The sequence below is a fragment of the Alkalihalophilus sp. As8PL genome (assembly GCF_040939795.1).
Lineage (GTDB): Bacteria > Bacillota > Bacilli > Bacillales > Bacillaceae_D > Alkalihalophilus > Alkalihalophilus lindianensis.
Genome location: NZ_CP162551.1, coordinates 610,938 through 627,176, shown reverse-complemented (window position 1 = coordinate 627,176; position 16,239 = coordinate 610,938). Strand labels below are relative to the sequence as shown.

The following is a 16,239-nucleotide window of genomic DNA, read 5'->3' as shown; positions in this document are numbered from 1 at the left end:
ATGATGATGTGGTTAATCACAATAGGTGTTGCAGCTTACACGGCTTATTATGCAAGAATTTATTTTCTAGAAGGCAACAAAGTGGGGGGAGTTGCTGTCGGGGGATTGGCACTGTTCGTGCTCTGTTCCCCATTTGCTGATCTTTTCTTATGATTGCAAAAGCCCCTCAGCTTGAAGGGCTTTCATATGCTTATGAATTATAGAAGTGAGTTTTTACATTCGTAGGGCCGATCCTGTAAAGTTGAAACAAAAATAAGTTATAACTTGCTATCTATCTGAATATTCTATAAAATTATAATACTGACTAGTAGGTATTTAAAAGGGGGATGATCAGTGGATACAACAGAAAAGGTTCATTACAGAACGTGCCCTTTATGTGAGGCAACTTGTGGGCTTGAAATTCACACGAAAGGTAATGAAGTAACAAGTATTAAGGGAGATAAGCTAGATCCGTTTAGCGAAGGTTATTTATGTCCAAAAGGGTATCACTTAGACAAGCTATATGCGGATCCAGATCGGATTAAGAAGCCAATGATTCGTGAAGGGGATCAATGGCGCGAAGTGTCGTGGCAAGAGGCGTTTACCGAAGTGAGGAAGGGGCTTCAATCAATCATAAAGGAAAATGGTCGAGATGCAGTGGCAACCTACCTTGGAAACCCTAATGTTCATAATTTAGCGGGTATGTTATATGTGCCTATTTTTCTGAAGACATTAGGATCTAAAAATCGTTACTCGGCTAGTACAATGGATCAAATCCCGAAACAACTAACAGCTGAATGGATGTTTGGCAGTGATTTCTCGATACCGATACCTGATATTGATCGAACTGATTATTTTTTAGTGATTGGTGCGAATCCTCTTGTATCAAATGGAAGTTTAATGACGGCTCCTAATATGCGTAAGCGAATGAGAGATCTCAGAAAACGAGGCGGAAAAATCGTTGTCATTGATCCTGTTCGAACCGTTACAGCGAAGGCTGCAGATGAGCATCATGCAATCACACCTGGCACAGACGCCTATTTACTAGTAGGGATCATCCAGACGCTTTTTGAGGAAGAGCTTGTTGATCTTGGTAGGGCAGGTGAGCATGTTAATGGTTTATCTGAATTAAGAGAAGCTATGAGAGGATTCTCAATTGAAGAGATGAGTGCTAAATGTGGTATTGAGGCAAAAGTTATTCGCAGACTAGCCAGAGAAATAGCCAAATCAGAGCGTGCGGCAGTGTATGGACGGATGGGCACCTGTACTCAAGCGTTTGGGACAATGAACAGCTGGTTGATTGATGTCATCAATATTCTAACAGGAAACCTTGACCAAGAAGGCGGTGTAATGTTTACAAACCCAGCAGCCGGCTCCAAAAATGCTGGAGGTAAGCGTAAAAAGAGTGCCCGATATGGTCGCTTTCATTCTAGAGTGCGAAGTTGTCCAGAGGTACTGGGAGAACTTCCGACCTCGTGTTTAGCAGAAGAAATTGAAACGGGTGGAGAGGGTCAAATTAAAGCATTGGTCACTGTGGCAGGAAATCCAGTGTTATCAGCCCCGAATGGCGAACGCATGGAGAAATCACTCGGTCAGCTAGATTTTATGGTGAGTGTCGACTGTTATTTAAACGAGACGACAAGACATGCGAACGTATTATTACCTGCGCCATCAGCTCTTGAGCGTTCCCATTACGATCTTTCGTTTTATCAGCTCTCTGTAAGAAACATCGCCCACTATTCAAAACAAGTATTTCCATTAGAAGAAGGACAGCTTGATGAATGGGAAGTGTTACTTCAGTTGACTGCAGCCGTCATGGACCAAGAGGTAGGAGCTGACCCTGTAAGTGTATTAGATGATTATGCGATCATGCAACTAATCAAAAAAGAGTGTGGCAATGAAAGCTCCCCTCTAGCCGGTAGAAATCCTAACGAGATATTTGCTCAACTATCCGTTAGAAAAGGCCCGGAGCGAATGCTTGACTTTCTTATACGTACCGGAGAATATGGAGATTTCTTTTGTGAGAAGGCAGACGGAATATCGCTTTCGACACTGATGGAAGAGCATCCGCATGGCCTTGATTTAGGACCACTAAAACCTAGGCTTCCACAAGTGCTATCAACAGGATCAGGCAAGGTTGAGCTAGCACCACCATTACTAGTAAAAGATTTAGAGCGTTTGAAAGGAAAAATAGATAAGGGTGAAAAAGGTCTGCTTCTGGTTAGTCGAAGGCAGCTGCAATCTAATAACTCATGGATGCATAATATTGGAGAATTAACAAAAGGCGCTAACAAATGTACATTACAAATCCACCCAACAGATGCGGCCCGTCATCAAATAGTAGATAAAGGAGTCGCCTCGGTTAAATCAGTAGCCGGTCATATCAACGTCTCAGTTGAGGTCACGAGTGATGTGATGGAAGGTGTCGTTACGTTGCCACATGGCTGGGGGCATCACTTAGAAGGTATACAATTACGTAATGGTGAAAGGTATGCTGGTGTAAATTCAAATCGACTAAGCGATGAAAATGAAATTGACCCGGTCTCAGGAAATGCCATCTTTAATGGTATTCCAGTGGAAGTGAGTATTGGTTCATAGTATAGAAAACGTTGCCGGAATGCTGGCGACGTTTTTTGTTTTTTATGAAGAAGAAAGGCGATAAAATAATCCACACTTTCAATCAAATAGAATAGTGAGGGAATATTTAACACATGTTAAGTATGATAATGATTTATTGAAAGGAGGGTCATTCATGTTTTCACGGCTTCAAGTGATTTTCGTATTACTGTTATTTATCGGGATTTCAAATCATGTATTGATCCTTCCTCATCTCCTACAAGCAGCTAAACGTGATGCTTGGATTTGCGTTTTAGTAGGGTATGTCATTTTACTCTTGTGGGCAATTGTGTTAAATATCATTATCAAAAATAGTAAACAAAAAAAATTAGTTGTCTGGGTAAAAGAACGTTCGGGTAGCGGTATTGCGACTGGAGTCATTTCAATATTTATGGTCTATACCATTCTAACGGCTATTATTTCTTTTTACGATTTAACACAAACGGTCGATATCTATTTTTTACCTATCACACCAAAAGTACTGATCGTTTTTCCCTTTTTATTGCTTTGTGTGATAGCAGGATATAACAACTTAAAGACAATTGTCTATTTATCGACCTTCTTTTTACCAATTGTTTGGATACTAGGCCATTTTGTTGCTTTCTCAACAATGGGTGAAAAAGCTTATTCTTATATGTTCCCGGTTCTTACATATGGGAGTGAACCCATTATCAAAGGCACAATTATTGTTATGGGTGGGAGTATTGATTTACTATTCCTGGTGCTTTTACAACACCATATCAATAAAAGATTTACATTCGTATATATAGTAGTTCTTATCTCTCTTCTTGCTGGACTTATTCTTGGGCCTACTCTAGGTTCTATTGCTGCTTTTGGACCCAATGTAGCTGCTAACATGCGTTTTCCCGCATTTGAACAGTGGCGGCTCGTAATGATAGGAGAACATATATCACATGTCGATTTCTTAGCTGTATTGCAACTTTTATGCGGAACAACGATTCGAGTTTCTTTATGTTTGTTCTTTCTTTATGACATATTAAAAAGTCATACAAATCTAACGAAACAGATTCTTTTTCTGATAGTGAGCACGATCCTCGCGGTCATCTCCATTTATCCAGTAAGTGATATCTGGATGCAGACATTTCTTAGTATCTATTTTTACCCTGCAGCTCTTACCTTTGGCCTCCTCATGTCGTTGTTCCTTCTTATCATTAGTTATTTGCCGGAAAAGAAAGGAATGGAAAGTAAACTATGAAGAGAAAACTAACCCATGTAGAAAATAAGCACTCCATCGATGAGGATTTACTAGGAGGTTCCCTTACTTTAACTAAGTTGAAAGACTATTTTAGCGGGCTTTCTGATCTTTACTTTGTAGAAGTTCAACATGATGAACCAATTCTTTCTTTTTATTGTGAAGGAATGATTGATCACACTCAGTATAATGACTATTACCATGGTGTAATGAAGGAGATTAAAGGTCAGGAAACAGACACTTTTGATCAAGATCTAATACCGCCAATTATTCATATTGACTCATTATCTACTTTAATTGAAAAAATTTTTTCAGGCTTTTTAGTTTTTTATAAAGAAGGAGATTCTCATTTTTTTGGAATTAATATAGCTAAGATTCCCCAACGAACTCCGGAAGAATCAACTACAGAAGTGTCGATTAAAGGCCCAAAAGATTCATTTACTGAAGAACTACATGTGAATATATCCCTTATTCGTAAAAGGTTAAAATCAGCGTATCTCTATAATGAGTCATTTACAATCGGTTCAGAAAGCCAAACAAAAGTGTCGTTACTGTATCTGAACAACAAAATCAATCATGAGATGATTAAGGAGGTTCGTTCAAGATTAAAAACGTTTCAAACAGAAGGTATTGTCAGTAGTGGTCAATTAGAACAGTGGTTATCTGATCGAAGTTTTACTTTGTTTCCTCTTTTCGATTATATAACTAGACCCGACTTCGTCGTAGAGTGCATGCTTCGTGGGAGATTTATTATCATAGTCAATGGTTCACCTTCCGTTTTGATTGGGCCAATTAATCTATTTGAACTGATCAAATCCCCTGAAGACGTACACTATCCCTATTTCTATGTAGCCTTTCAGAGGATCATTCGATTAACAGCCTTACTGATCGCGATGTTTTTACCAGGTTTCTGGATTGCGATCTCTTCGGTCAATATTGATCAACTCCCTTTTCCTTTACTCGCTACAGTTGTTATTGCTAGAGAAGGGCTTCCGTTCCCTTACGCTCTAGAAGCTCTTTTTATTCTGGGTCTATTTGAATTATTGAAAGAAGCAGGTGTGCGAATGCCTAAAGCACTTGGACAAACGATTTCAATTGTAGGTGGGTTGATCATAGGAGATGCTGCGATACGTGCAGGTCTTGCCTCGCCAGCTCTAATTGTTGTTATTGCTTTAAGTGCAGTAGCAACCTATACACTCGTTAATCAATCTTTAACTGGAACAGTAAGTATTCTACGTATTTATTGTCTGGGCATTTCAGCTTTCTTAGGGGTCTATGGCTTCTTTATTGCTGTGTTTAGTGTTCTCATTTACCTGTGTCATCTTGAGTCGTTTAAGCTTTCTTATCTTGAACCCATTTCATCTCTAAGCTTCAAAGAATATCTCTCAGCTTTATTGATTGATCCTTTTAAACGCAGGAAATTCACTGCACCGATGCTCGAGAAACGGAGAAGATAGCGATGTGGCAATTAGTGAAGACCTATTCGGTTGTTCTTTTGTTGGTATTCAGTTTTGTGCTAACTGGGTGCAATGACGTGAAGGAACTGCAGAATTCCAATTATGCAACGGCTATAGGTGTCGATTATAAAGATGGTAAATATGAAAGTTATATTCAAATGGTGAATTTAGATCAAGTCGCTACGACCGAAGGGGGGGGGAGTAGCGAACCTCAAATGTTGGTCTCAAAAGCTGTAGCCAACACATTTGAAGAAGCATTTTTTGAAGTTTATCAGACCGCTCAAGAACGAATCATTTGGGCACATGTCACCTCGATCGTCTTAAGTGAAACTGCCATAAATGAAGGATTTCAACATATATTTGACGCCTTAACAAGGTATTACGAGTTTCGATTAACTCCATGGGTTTTTGGCACAAATGATTCCATTGAAGAAGTGTTATCTATAACAGGTTTTTTTGCCAAGACATCTCTTGATACGATTATCCATAACCCAATTAGGAGCTATGAGCAAAGTTCAACGATTCGACCCATTAAATTACAAAGGTTAGCTAGAGAAATGTTTGAACCTTCACAAACGACGTATGTTCCTTCGGTTTCAGTTGATCATACACAGTGGGATAAGAATAGAGAAGATGAACCTAAATTAATGATTAATGGAGCATTCTTTATTCAAAATCAAAATTACAAAGGATTTTTTAATTTGGATGAGCTGAAAGGGCTTCGCTGGGCTATACCAGATACCCAACGTGCATCGCTTGTCGTCCCTGATGAGGTAAATACGGAATTCGTATTAATCTTGAAAGACCCAAAAGCGAAAATTAGTTCTGAGGTTGGGGGGGATTCCCCTTCGTTTGACATCCATATAAAAGCTAAAGGGTATTTCACTAATCGTACGAGTAATCAAAATTTATTGCTTGAAACAATTATCGAAGACTCCAAAAAAGAGGTGGAACATCAAGTCAATCAACTGTATCAATTAGGGATTGAAAAGAATGTTGATTTTCTTAATTTAGAACATGAGATGTACCGCAAGCATTCGGCGGTCTGGAAGCAATTAAAAGAAGATGGTAAATTGATTATTAATGAGGATTCATTGAATAATGTGACATTGGATCTCACTTTAAAACACACAGGTGCCATTTTAAATAAAACATTGGATATGGAAAACATAGAATAATGGGTGGTGATGAAGGACCAAAGGGATACACCTTTGGTCTTTTTCACCTGTTTGGTCAGGAAACCCCAGTAATGATAAGGCTTTCAAGGTATTTTCCTAAGCAGATTAATTGAGGATTTTTTATTCTATGGTAATATAATAAACAACCCGCTTCATGTAAGGGTTCCTAACGTCCAATTTTGTCTTTATAAAGGCTAGAGAATGCCGAATTGTCAGAAAAATATTTGCTTGTAAATGAATTTTCGGGTAAGATAATAAAAACCTATAGGGCATTCCTCGTATCATCGAGGGACGCCTGGTGACCATTTGGGACTTATTATGTCCCTGTCGGTCGGTTAGAAACCCGATAAACAGAGCGAACAAAATAGGTATGAATAGTATGAGGAGGTAGTTTTATGATTGAAGTTGCACATACGAACACTCTTTTACGAAATGATGTAAAAAAGCTAGGTAATATTTTAGGGGAAATTCTTATTCACCATGGTGGTGTTGACCTCTTAAATAAAGTAGAGTCTATTCGCGAGAAGACAAAAGCTTTACGCGAAGAGCATGACCCTGATACATATAACGCTCTGAAAGATGAGATTCGCACATTAGAACCACCTACACGCCAACAGGTGATTCGTGCGTTCTCGATATATTTTCATCTAGTAAATATTGCAGAGCAAAATCATCGTATTCGTCGTCAACGTCAGTATCAATTGCAAGAAGAAGGCGTGAGTCAACCATTTTCACTTGAACGTGCAGTAGCAGCAGTGAAAGAGTTGAATCCTGAAGATGACGTCATGCAAAAAGTGCTAAACGACTTATCGATTGAGCTAATTATTACCGCTCATCCAACAGAAGCAACAAAGCGTACAGTTCTTGAGACACAAAAGCGTATATCGATGATTTTACAAGAATTTGATAATCCGCAATTAACGAAAAAGGAACGTCGCCGCCTTGAGGATAGTTTATTTAATGAAGTGACGGCCCTATGGCAAACAGACGAACTGCGTCATCGTAAGCCAACGGTTCTCGATGAAGTGAAAAATGGTTTACACTACTTTAATCAAACGTTATTTGACGTCATTCCTGAGATCCATCAAGAGCTTGAAGTTCAGCTTGATGAACAATTCCCAACTCATAAATGGTCGGTTCCAAACTTTCTCCATTTTGGGTCATGGATTGGGGGAGACCGTGATGGTAACCCGAATGTAACACCTGAAGTAACATGGGAAACATTAAAATTACAGCGCAGGCTAGTCTTGAAGAAATACAAGGAGAGTCTTGTTGATCTTATGAAACGATTCAGTCAGACGACAACTCGTGTTCAAATCAGCGAGCAGCTCCTTCAATCTGTTGAAGCCGATGAGGCGAAGTATTTAGAAGAAGACGAAGCATGGCCGATCGAGGCAGAGTTGTATCGTCGTAAATTCCAAGTGATTTTAAAACGACTTCGTGCTGTTGGGAAATCAGACTTGGGCTATAACAACGCAGAAGAATTTTTAGAGGATCTAAACTTAATCAAAGAGAGTGCCGAGCAGCATCAACCAGCTAATCGCACATTAAAAACGCTTCGTAAGTTAATTCGTCAAGTACAATTGTTTGGTTTCCATTTAGCAACACTTGATATTCGTAACCATAGTGGGGAGCATGAGGCTGCGATTACGGAACTCTTAAAAGCAGTTCAAATTACTGATGACTATGCCTCTCTTTCTGAGGATGAAAAGTTAAACATTCTCGAAGATGTACTTAGTGATCCGAGACCGTTATTACTTCTAAAAGAAGATTACTCAAAAGAAACGCAAGAAGTGTTGAAAGTCTTTGATATGATCAAGCAAGCTCACCGTGAATTTGGTAGCCGCTCAATTGAAGTGTATCTTGTGAGTATGACGCAAGATTCAAGTGACTTATTAGAAGTTCTCTTGCTAGCTAAAGAAGCAGGAATCTATCGCTTGCATGCTGATGGGACGGTTGATAGTAGCTTACATGTTGCACCACTTCTTGAGACTGTTGATGATCTTGTTGCCGGTCCGCGTATTATGAAGACATTGTTTAACATGGATCTTTATCGTAAGCATTTATCAGAACGAGGTAATCATCAAGAGATCATGTTGGGTTATTCTGATGGAAGTAAGGACGGCGGAACGCTAACAGCGAACTGGAAGCTGTTTAAAGCCCAACAAGAAATTCATGAGATGGCGAAAGACTATCAAGTTCGTCTGAAATTCTTCCATGGTCGTGGTGGCTCTCTTGGCCGTGGAGGTGGACCATTAAATCGTAGTATTCTCTCGCAACCTGTTGAAACATTAGGGGACGGTGTGAAGATTACCGAGCAAGGTGAGGTATTGTCGTCTCGTTATTTACTTGAAGATATTGCGTATCGGAATTTAGAACAAGCGGCATCTGCCTTACTTGAAGCATCTGCCACATCATCAATCAAAACAAAAGAAGGTCACTTTCGTAAAGAGGCTTGGGAAGAGGCGATGGAAGTAGCTTCTACTCATTCTCTGAAAAAATATCAATCGCTTGTCTTTGGCGATCAGGATTTCTTAACGTACTTCAAACAAGCAACACCACTTGGTGAGCTTGGTGCACTGAATATTGGTTCTCGTCCAATGAGTCGTAAGGGTAGTCAACGCTTTGAAGATTTACGTGCAATTCCTTGGGTATTTGCGTGGACGCAATCACGTCAGATGATTCCAGCGTGGTATGCAGCTGGTACAGGATTGAGTGCTTTTGCTGATGAGAGCCCAGAAAATTTAGAGTTGTTACGTGAGATGTACAAAAATTGGCCGTTTTTTAACTCTACGGTAAATAATTTACAAATGGCTCTAATGAAAGCTGACTTAAAGACAGCTCAAGAGTACATGAACTTAGTTGAAGATAAGGAAATTGCCGATCGAATCTTTGGTGATATTAGTGCAGAGTATGAGCGCACAAAAGAGATTCTCTTAAAGATCTCTGAAAGTGAAGAACTACTTGATCACACACCTAATATTCAAGAATCGGTTCACAGACGTAACCCATATGTAGACCCACTTAACTTCTTACAAGTGGATCTTATTTCGAAAATGCGCTCAGAAGAAGAGCCATCTGACGAGTTAATGACCGAGGTGTTATTAACGATAAGTGGAGTTGCAGCAGGACTTGTGAATACAGGTTGATGAAAGAAATTAAACCCCGTCTTGGTTCGCCAAGACGGGGTTTTCCTATACTTGCTTCGCTTTAAAATGGACAACTGCTGTATAGATGGGTTGGCCAGTTTTAAAGTGAGGGTAGACATGGTGATTCACATTGGCTACTTCTAGTAAGAGTGCTTTGTTCACATCGATTTTTTCATTCATGCGTTGCTCTAGTTCTCTAAGGCTTGTTGCTTCAAAGCATTCGATTTTATCTTCAATTCTCTCTAGTTGGATACTCATCTGATCCGCTCCTTCTCACAATTCTCTCGTTCAAATCATAGCAAATTCATAGGAAAAAGAAAATAAGTGAATTCAGTCCATCAGCTGTGTATACTAGGGAGAGATTCGTAAGGGAGTGAAGAAAGAAATGAGAATTGGAATTATTGGAGCAATGGATGAAGAAGTTGAATTACTAAAAAGTAAATTAATGAACCGTGAAGATAGAACGATTGCTGGATGTGAGTTTCATCATGGTCAGTTAAATGATGTCGATGTTGTTCTACTTAAATCAGGAATTGGTAAAGTGAATGCAGCTGTAGGGACCACGCTTTTAATTGAGTTATACAAACCAGATCGTGTCATTAATACAGGTTCTGCAGGTGGATTTAAAGAAGGATTAAACGTTGGGGATGTCGTGATTTCAACAGAAGTACGTTACAACGATGTAGATGCCACTGTCTTTGGTTATGAATTTGGACAGGTGCCTCAAATGCCTGCGTTTTACGGACCAAATGAGGAGTTAATCGCCGTTGCTGATCGAGCTGCCCAGAAGGTAGGCGTTAATACGGTGAAGGGGTTGATTGTGTCTGGAGATTCATTTATGAGCGACCACGCACGTGTGCTTGAGTTAAAAGAAATCTTCCCAAGTGCACAATGTGCAGAAATGGAAGCTGGGGCGATTGCCCAAGTGTGTCATCAGTTTGAGGTGCCATTCGTGATTATCCGCTCGTTATCCGATATTGCAGGTAGTGATGCGAAAGTTTCGTATGAGCAGTTCCTTGAGACGGCTTCAGTAAATTCAGCGAAACAAGTTATCTTGATGGTAGAGGCATTAGCGGAATAAGTTTCCTCTGTTTACGGACATTACATCATCATCTCCTCTTCTAAACGTGCTATCATTATTGATAGAGTAGGAGGGGACATGATTATGACAGAGAAAAAGATGCAAGATCTACAAGCAAAAGTCGCTGATTATAAGCGCTTTGGGTTTATTTTGCTGTCGTTGAGTGCCTTTTTGTTTATTGGACTAATTATACCAGCGGATGGACAGGCAATATCACTACCTAGTGGCTTTATTGTGGGAGTTTTTGCCACGTTAGGACTAGCTGTAGTATGCCACCGTTTAGCTATGAATGCACAGAAACAATTATATGAAGAAGAATAATAGATTGCGCTTCGATTATGGAGGCGCAATTTTTTTGATTTGATTTGAGCCATATGGGCCACATTGAGCTGCATATGAGCGGAATGATCACTTTATGAGCGATCGAAGCATGTTTAGGTGCGAAATTTCATTAATATGTGCTACATGTACCCAAGTATGAGCGCTATTTACAAAATATGAGCGAACGCATCCAATATGCTCGAAATGAGCCGATATATGAGCGAACGCCTCATCATCTCTACGCCTATCCCGCCTCACCACCCAAAAAAAACGCCATGCTACAGCACGACGTTTCGACTTATGAGGCTGGCGGAATGACTAAATAATACACGCATGCAAAGAAGATAAAGATCGCTAATACTGATCCGTAAGAGCGCAATCCTTTAAATGATTGAGTGGCTTCCATCGCCCGAACCCCTAGTACATACATCCACGCAAGTCCTGCTAATAAGAGGACGACATGAATGACCGTAATCGAGAAGCCTGCTTGCATTCCAATTAACGTCGGCATCGCTAGAAAGCTAGGCACTAGGATAATAATCGAGATCCGGTAGAGCGATCGCATTAATCCAGGTCCTCCGAATCCTTTAGCCCCTGCCCATAATAAAAGAGTAAAGGCAAATCGAGTAAGAATAATAGTTATGATTCCAAAAACGATAAAAATAAGAGGGACAATGATGTTTCTAAGTAAAGGTGACTCGAAGCTACTAACATATTCGAGGTTCGCTTGAACTGAAAAAAGTCCATAAGCCGCCCCTAGTAAAACGACTAGTAGTAAGCCGATTCGATTCGTTTTAGGTGAATCAGCTAGCTCTCGAAAAGAATGGCCATCAAGCATTAGTGCTTTAGCAAGTAGAGTGAATCGATTCATATGGATAACTCCTATTCTCATTAACTATGTATAGATGTAAGCAGCAGTGCACACTATGTACACTGCTACTATTCACCTGAAATGTCAAGTGATTCTATAAATTCCAAGGCATAACGGCCCAGATGGCTACGCCTATGCAAATGATACTGATAATTGCAGCACCAAAGCCGCTGTTGTAACGAGCAGGGTTAACATCTGTCCAACCGTGGATACGCTCCACTAACTTATGATCTTCAGATGTTGATAGTTTGGATTGAAGTGAAGGCATACGGTTAGTGATGTATGAAACGACAATCAGCAATAAGAAGCTAAGAGGTACAGCTAACATTGCACCAGAGATCCCCATGCCATCTGTTAACCCATGACCACTAACAACGATAGTAGGGAAGACGAATGGTGAAACGACTACATAAAGACCACCGGCTACAACAGATGCTGCCATAGCACCAAAGCGGTTAGCTTCTTTCCACCATACCCCCATTAAAATCAGTGGAGCATTGGTAACACCAGCTAAACCAAACGCCCACAAGATACTAACTACTAAGAAGTCAGGTGGATTGATTGCAAGAAGGACACTGGCAACTCCGCCGCCTGCAATAGAGAAGTAACCGAGTTTTACTTTCATGTTGTTCGTTAAATTGGGCTTTAGAGTTGTTACAATATCTTGTGAAATAAGAGCACCAATTGCTAGTAAATTGCCGCTTAATGTTGATAGACCAGCACTGATTGCACCAGCAATAACTAAAGCTGTTACCCACTCAGGGTTGTAAACTAAGTTTAAGATAATTGTTAATTTGTCTGCGTCTGCTTGAGAGATCACAACGCCTTCTGTTTGTGTAAAGAATACACCGGCGAAGCCCATAGCATACGTTGCAGAAAATACTAAACCAAGAACAAGTGCGAACCAAACCATTGCTTGACGAGCACTCTTAAGGCTCGAAGCTGTGTAAATACGCATCGCTAAGTGAGGCAACCCAAGCGCCCCAATTGTGAATGCTGGAATTAAGGCAAAGTACCATTTCGATGAATATTGGTAATCAAAGAAAGTAGGCATAGCATCTAACATTGCTGGAACCATATCAGCGTAAAGAAGTGGTGGGAAGAACCAACCAGATCCACCCATTGCTTTCATGATTGCTCCAAGCGGAACGATAAACATTAAAGCGATAATGACCATTTGAATGGCAGCATTGTTCGTTGCACCAGACATCCCACCGATTGTCACGTACCCAACGATAAGGATACCACCAATGATAAGACCCGTCATATAAGGGATACCAAGTAATGTTTCAAATGTTACGGCAATCCCAATCATTTGACCTAGTGCATACATAATAGAAACTAAAATCATAAATAAGGCTGCGATAATAGAGGCACTTACACCGTAACGCTCACGTACGAAGTGTGTAGGAGAGAATGCGCCCATACGACGTAAACTCGTACCATAGATAATCGTAATGAGAGGAATCGCTAAGATCATTTGAATCCATAATAGAATAAAAGGAGCTTGCAGATTTAAAATAAGACCGGTAACACCTAAGAATGTAGCAAGACTCATGTAAGTGGAGGCCATCGCTAAACCATTTGTAATCGGGCCAACACCGCCACCAGCAGCATACAAGTCTTCAACGGATTTACTAGCACGGTTAGAAACCCATCCTACAATGTAAAATAGAGCAAATGTAGCGACGACAAAAATAATACCGATAATTGGATTGGATAATTGCCAAACTTGATCTTCCATTTAGCTAGCTCCCTTCTGCGATGAATTCGTAGTAGATTGGTTTTGATTATTTTCATCTTCAATCGCTTGGTCGATGTGATTCCCCATTTTCCCTGCAATGATTGTAAGGATGAGGACACCAAACCAACCAACTAGTATGGGAACGATATACATAACAGGGAAACCAAACAGCATGCCATCAACTGGGAAAAGAGAAAAGATTAACCCCATGTGACCAGATACTAGAAAAAGGGCAGACATGATAATCGTAAACCACACTTCTTTTTTGTAAGCACTCATTCGTACACCTCTTTTCATTTTGTTGGTAACGCTTTCAAGTCAGTTAAGACTGAACGCTCACTCAGTTTGATGAACGGCTGAGTTTCCGTTGGCAAGGTATGTATGTCACCTCCTGACAATTAATTAATCGTTCATTTCCTTGTCAATCTATACTAAAATTACCTCATGTACGAGTGAATGTAAAGACTAAAAATTGAGAAAATTAAACGAAGTGTGAAAAAGGAGATAATTCAGGTGAGTATCAGACAAACAAAAAGACCGATTGTGCTAGCGGCTGTCATTTTAGCAATGTTCATGGCGGCTGTAGAAGCCACGATTGTAGCAACAGCAATGCCAGGGATTGTCGCTGACCTAGGAGGCTTCTCCTTATTTAGTTGGGTCTTTTCCTCTTACCTGTTGATGCAAGTGGTCATGATTCCGGTCTATGGTAAATTGTCCGATCTCTACGGACGAAAAATCATCTTTACCATAGGAATCTCGATTTTCTTAATTGGTTCGATTCTTTGCGGGTTTTCATTTTCAATGGAAATGTTGATTATTAGTCGTTTCATTCAAGGATTAGGGGCAGGTGCTGTCCAGCCGATCGCTACAACAATTGTTGGGGATATGTACACAAAAGAAGAGCGAGCAAATATTCAAGGCTACCTTGCGAGTGTGTGGGGAATCTCTGCCATTATGGGGCCTTTATTAGGTGCAATATTTATCGAATACCTTCATTGGTCGTGGATTTTCTGGATCAATGTTCCCTTTGGTGTGATTGCAATGCTAGGTGTTCATCTCTTTTTGCATGAGTCGATCGAAAAGAAGAAGCAATCGATTGATTATAGTGGTGCCTTATTGCTCTTTTTAGCGATCACTCCGCTCATGCTTGTGCTTATTCAAGGAGCTGTATGGGGATGGGGCTCACCACTTGTTGTTGTCCTTATCGTTGTTTCTATTGCTAGCTTTGCCCTATTTATTGGTGTAGAAAGGCGTGCTGTGACACCGATCATGACTCTTTCTCTCTGGAAAAATCAACAAATACGCAATGCAAATATTGCATCCTTTTCAGCGGGGGCGATCTTACTTGCGGTCTCAACTTTTTTACCGACGTATGTCCAAGGCGTGATGAATCAACCACCAATCATTGCAGGACTAACTCTCACGGCGATTTCGATTGGCTGGCCAATCTCCTCGACGATTGCTGGAAAGTTAATGCTGAAAACTGGGTTTCGCGTAACGGCTTTAATTGGTGGGTGTGCGCTTGTTGTTGGAGGACTGTTTTATTTACTCTTACCGGTTATCAATCATCCAGTATGGGCTGGAGTAGGGTCATTTGTGATCGGTGTGGGGATGGGGTTTTCAACTACCACATTCATTGTATCGATTCAATCGACTGTGAGCTGGAATGTGCGCGGTGAAGCAACCTCGATGAATATGTTCATGCGCTTACTAGGCGGGGCGGTTGGAGTGGCTTTTCTAGGAGGGCTATTGAACCGTCGTTTACAAAAGGAGCTAGCAGATAAGCAAGGTGATTTATCATTTGAGCCAACAATTGATTCTGTGAATCATTTACTTGAAGGAGAACAACGATCGAATCTTACAACTGTTGAATTAGAAGCTTTACAAGTAGGATTAACGAATAGTTTAAGTATCGTATTTTTGACGATTTTTATCCTTGCTTTGATTAGTTTCTTCTTTATATTACGGTTACCGAAAGAATCAACCTAACAACAAAACCAACATGAGTGCATCATGTTGGCTTTGTTAAGGTGAGGAAATGATTGAGAACACGTGCTGTCAGACCCCATATCACATAGTCTTCATAGAAATAAAACAGCTCTTGGACGGATTGAGTTCGTCCATTGTACGTTTTTCTATTCGGGATTAAGTGAAAAGGGAAATCACTAGCAGGCTCAAACGTAATGCCCATCTCGTACATTTTTGGCTCTTCGTTATAAAGATAATTAAGAGGGACAGTGAAAGTAGCCGCTACTTCAGCTTCATTTGGTTGAATCTTGCTAATATCCTCTACTTTTCCCACAAAAGGATAAATCACACCTCGAAAAGGGGTGACTAAGTAATCAAGCGGAGCAATCACTTCGACTTGGTCTTCATTGACTCCTAGTTCCTCTGACAACTCTCGAACGGCTGCAGCTTCTGCATTGAGGTCGGTTGAATCGATTCGACCGCCAGGGAAGCAAATTTCGCCAGGTTGACTTTTTAAGTGTTCTGAACGGACTTCAAATAACACGGATAGCTCATCATCTACTTCTACTAGCGGTAATAGAATAGCAGAATGTTTGGCCGTTTTTTGTCCAAGGACTCCAGGTTGCCTGCCTTCTAATTTTGATACAATGGATGACACTGAC

Annotated in this window: 14 protein-coding genes; 9 read left to right on the top strand and 5 right to left on the bottom strand. The window is 40.4% G+C overall.

The window, feature by feature from the left end:
• From AB3N04_RS04630 to ppc, 6 genes are all read left to right on the top strand, one after another.
• On the top strand, positions 1-153 hold the full coding sequence (locus AB3N04_RS04630; RefSeq protein WP_368504938.1) for a hypothetical protein: 153 nt from the start codon (positions 1-3) through the stop codon (positions 151-153).
• A 180-nt stretch (positions 154-333) separates the two neighbouring features.
• Complete coding sequence (locus AB3N04_RS04625) at positions 334-2,577, top strand: molybdopterin-dependent oxidoreductase (protein ID WP_368504937.1); 2,244 nt, start codon at positions 334-336, stop codon at positions 2,575-2,577.
• A gap of 154 nt (positions 2,578-2,731) precedes the next feature.
• Positions 2,732-3,811, top strand: a complete 1,080-nt coding sequence (locus AB3N04_RS04620; protein WP_368504936.1) for an endospore germination permease — start codon at positions 2,732-2,734, stop codon at positions 3,809-3,811.
• Positions 3,808-5,265 carry a spore germination protein gene (locus AB3N04_RS04615; RefSeq protein ID WP_368504935.1) on the top strand — a complete coding sequence of 486 codons (1,458 nt, stop codon included), beginning with the start codon at positions 3,808-3,810 and terminating at the stop codon, positions 5,263-5,265. The genes AB3N04_RS04620 and AB3N04_RS04615 overlap by 4 nt, the downstream gene beginning before the upstream one ends.
• Before the next feature lie 2 nt (positions 5,266-5,267).
• On the top strand, positions 5,268-6,443 hold the full coding sequence (locus AB3N04_RS04610) for a Ger(x)C family spore germination protein (RefSeq protein ID WP_368504934.1): 1,176 nt from the start codon (positions 5,268-5,270) through the stop codon (positions 6,441-6,443).
• 395 nt (positions 6,444-6,838) lie between these two features.
• Positions 6,839-9,592 carry a phosphoenolpyruvate carboxylase gene (ppc, locus tag AB3N04_RS04605; RefSeq protein ID WP_368504933.1) on the top strand — a complete coding sequence of 918 codons (2,754 nt, stop codon included), beginning with the start codon at positions 6,839-6,841 and terminating at the stop codon, positions 9,590-9,592.
• A 45-nt stretch (positions 9,593-9,637) separates the two neighbouring features.
• Here the strand turns inward: ppc and AB3N04_RS04600 are convergent, their stop codons facing one another.
• Positions 9,638-9,850 carry a YrzA family protein gene (locus AB3N04_RS04600; RefSeq protein ID WP_317120315.1) on the bottom strand — a complete coding sequence of 71 codons (213 nt, stop codon included), beginning with the start codon at positions 9,848-9,850 and terminating at the stop codon, positions 9,638-9,640.
• A 127-nt stretch (positions 9,851-9,977) separates the two neighbouring features.
• Between AB3N04_RS04600 and mtnN the strand changes: the two genes are divergently transcribed.
• Positions 9,978-10,673 carry a 5'-methylthioadenosine/S-adenosylhomocysteine nucleosidase gene (gene mtnN, locus AB3N04_RS04595; RefSeq protein ID WP_368504932.1) on the top strand — a complete coding sequence of 232 codons (696 nt, stop codon included), beginning with the start codon at positions 9,978-9,980 and terminating at the stop codon, positions 10,671-10,673.
• 84 nt (positions 10,674-10,757) lie between these two features.
• Entirely contained in the window at positions 10,758-10,994 is a 237-nt protein-coding gene (locus AB3N04_RS04590; RefSeq protein ID WP_317120317.1) for a YrhC family protein, read from the top strand.
• Between the two features lie 298 nt (positions 10,995-11,292).
• On the opposite strand, the gene AB3N04_RS04585 is transcribed toward AB3N04_RS04590, so the two are convergent.
• The 3 genes from AB3N04_RS04585 to AB3N04_RS04575 form a co-directional block, all read right to left on the bottom strand.
• Positions 11,293-11,865, bottom strand: coding sequence for a YIP1 family protein (locus AB3N04_RS04585; RefSeq protein ID WP_368504931.1), 573 nt, complete (start codon positions 11,863-11,865; stop codon positions 11,293-11,295).
• Between the two features lie 94 nt (positions 11,866-11,959).
• Positions 11,960-13,609 carry a sodium:solute symporter gene (locus tag AB3N04_RS04580; protein ID WP_368504930.1) on the bottom strand — a complete coding sequence of 550 codons (1,650 nt, stop codon included), beginning with the start codon at positions 13,607-13,609 and terminating at the stop codon, positions 11,960-11,962.
• The gene (locus AB3N04_RS04575) at positions 13,610-13,888 is read right to left on the bottom strand and encodes a hypothetical protein (protein ID WP_368504929.1); all 279 of its coding nucleotides are present in this window, start codon (positions 13,886-13,888) and stop codon (positions 13,610-13,612) included.
• A gap of 234 nt (positions 13,889-14,122) precedes the next feature.
• Between AB3N04_RS04575 and AB3N04_RS04570 the strand changes: the two genes are divergently transcribed.
• Positions 14,123-15,598 (top strand): MDR family MFS transporter, encoded by a 1,476-nt coding sequence (locus AB3N04_RS04570; protein ID WP_368504928.1) that lies wholly within the window; start codon positions 14,123-14,125, stop codon positions 15,596-15,598.
• Between the two features lie 22 nt (positions 15,599-15,620).
• On the opposite strand, the gene AB3N04_RS04565 is transcribed toward AB3N04_RS04570, so the two are convergent.
• The gene (locus AB3N04_RS04565) at positions 15,621-16,235 is read right to left on the bottom strand and encodes a CoA pyrophosphatase (protein WP_368505990.1); all 615 of its coding nucleotides are present in this window, start codon (positions 16,233-16,235) and stop codon (positions 15,621-15,623) included.
• Positions 16,236-16,239: the final 4 nt, after the last annotated feature.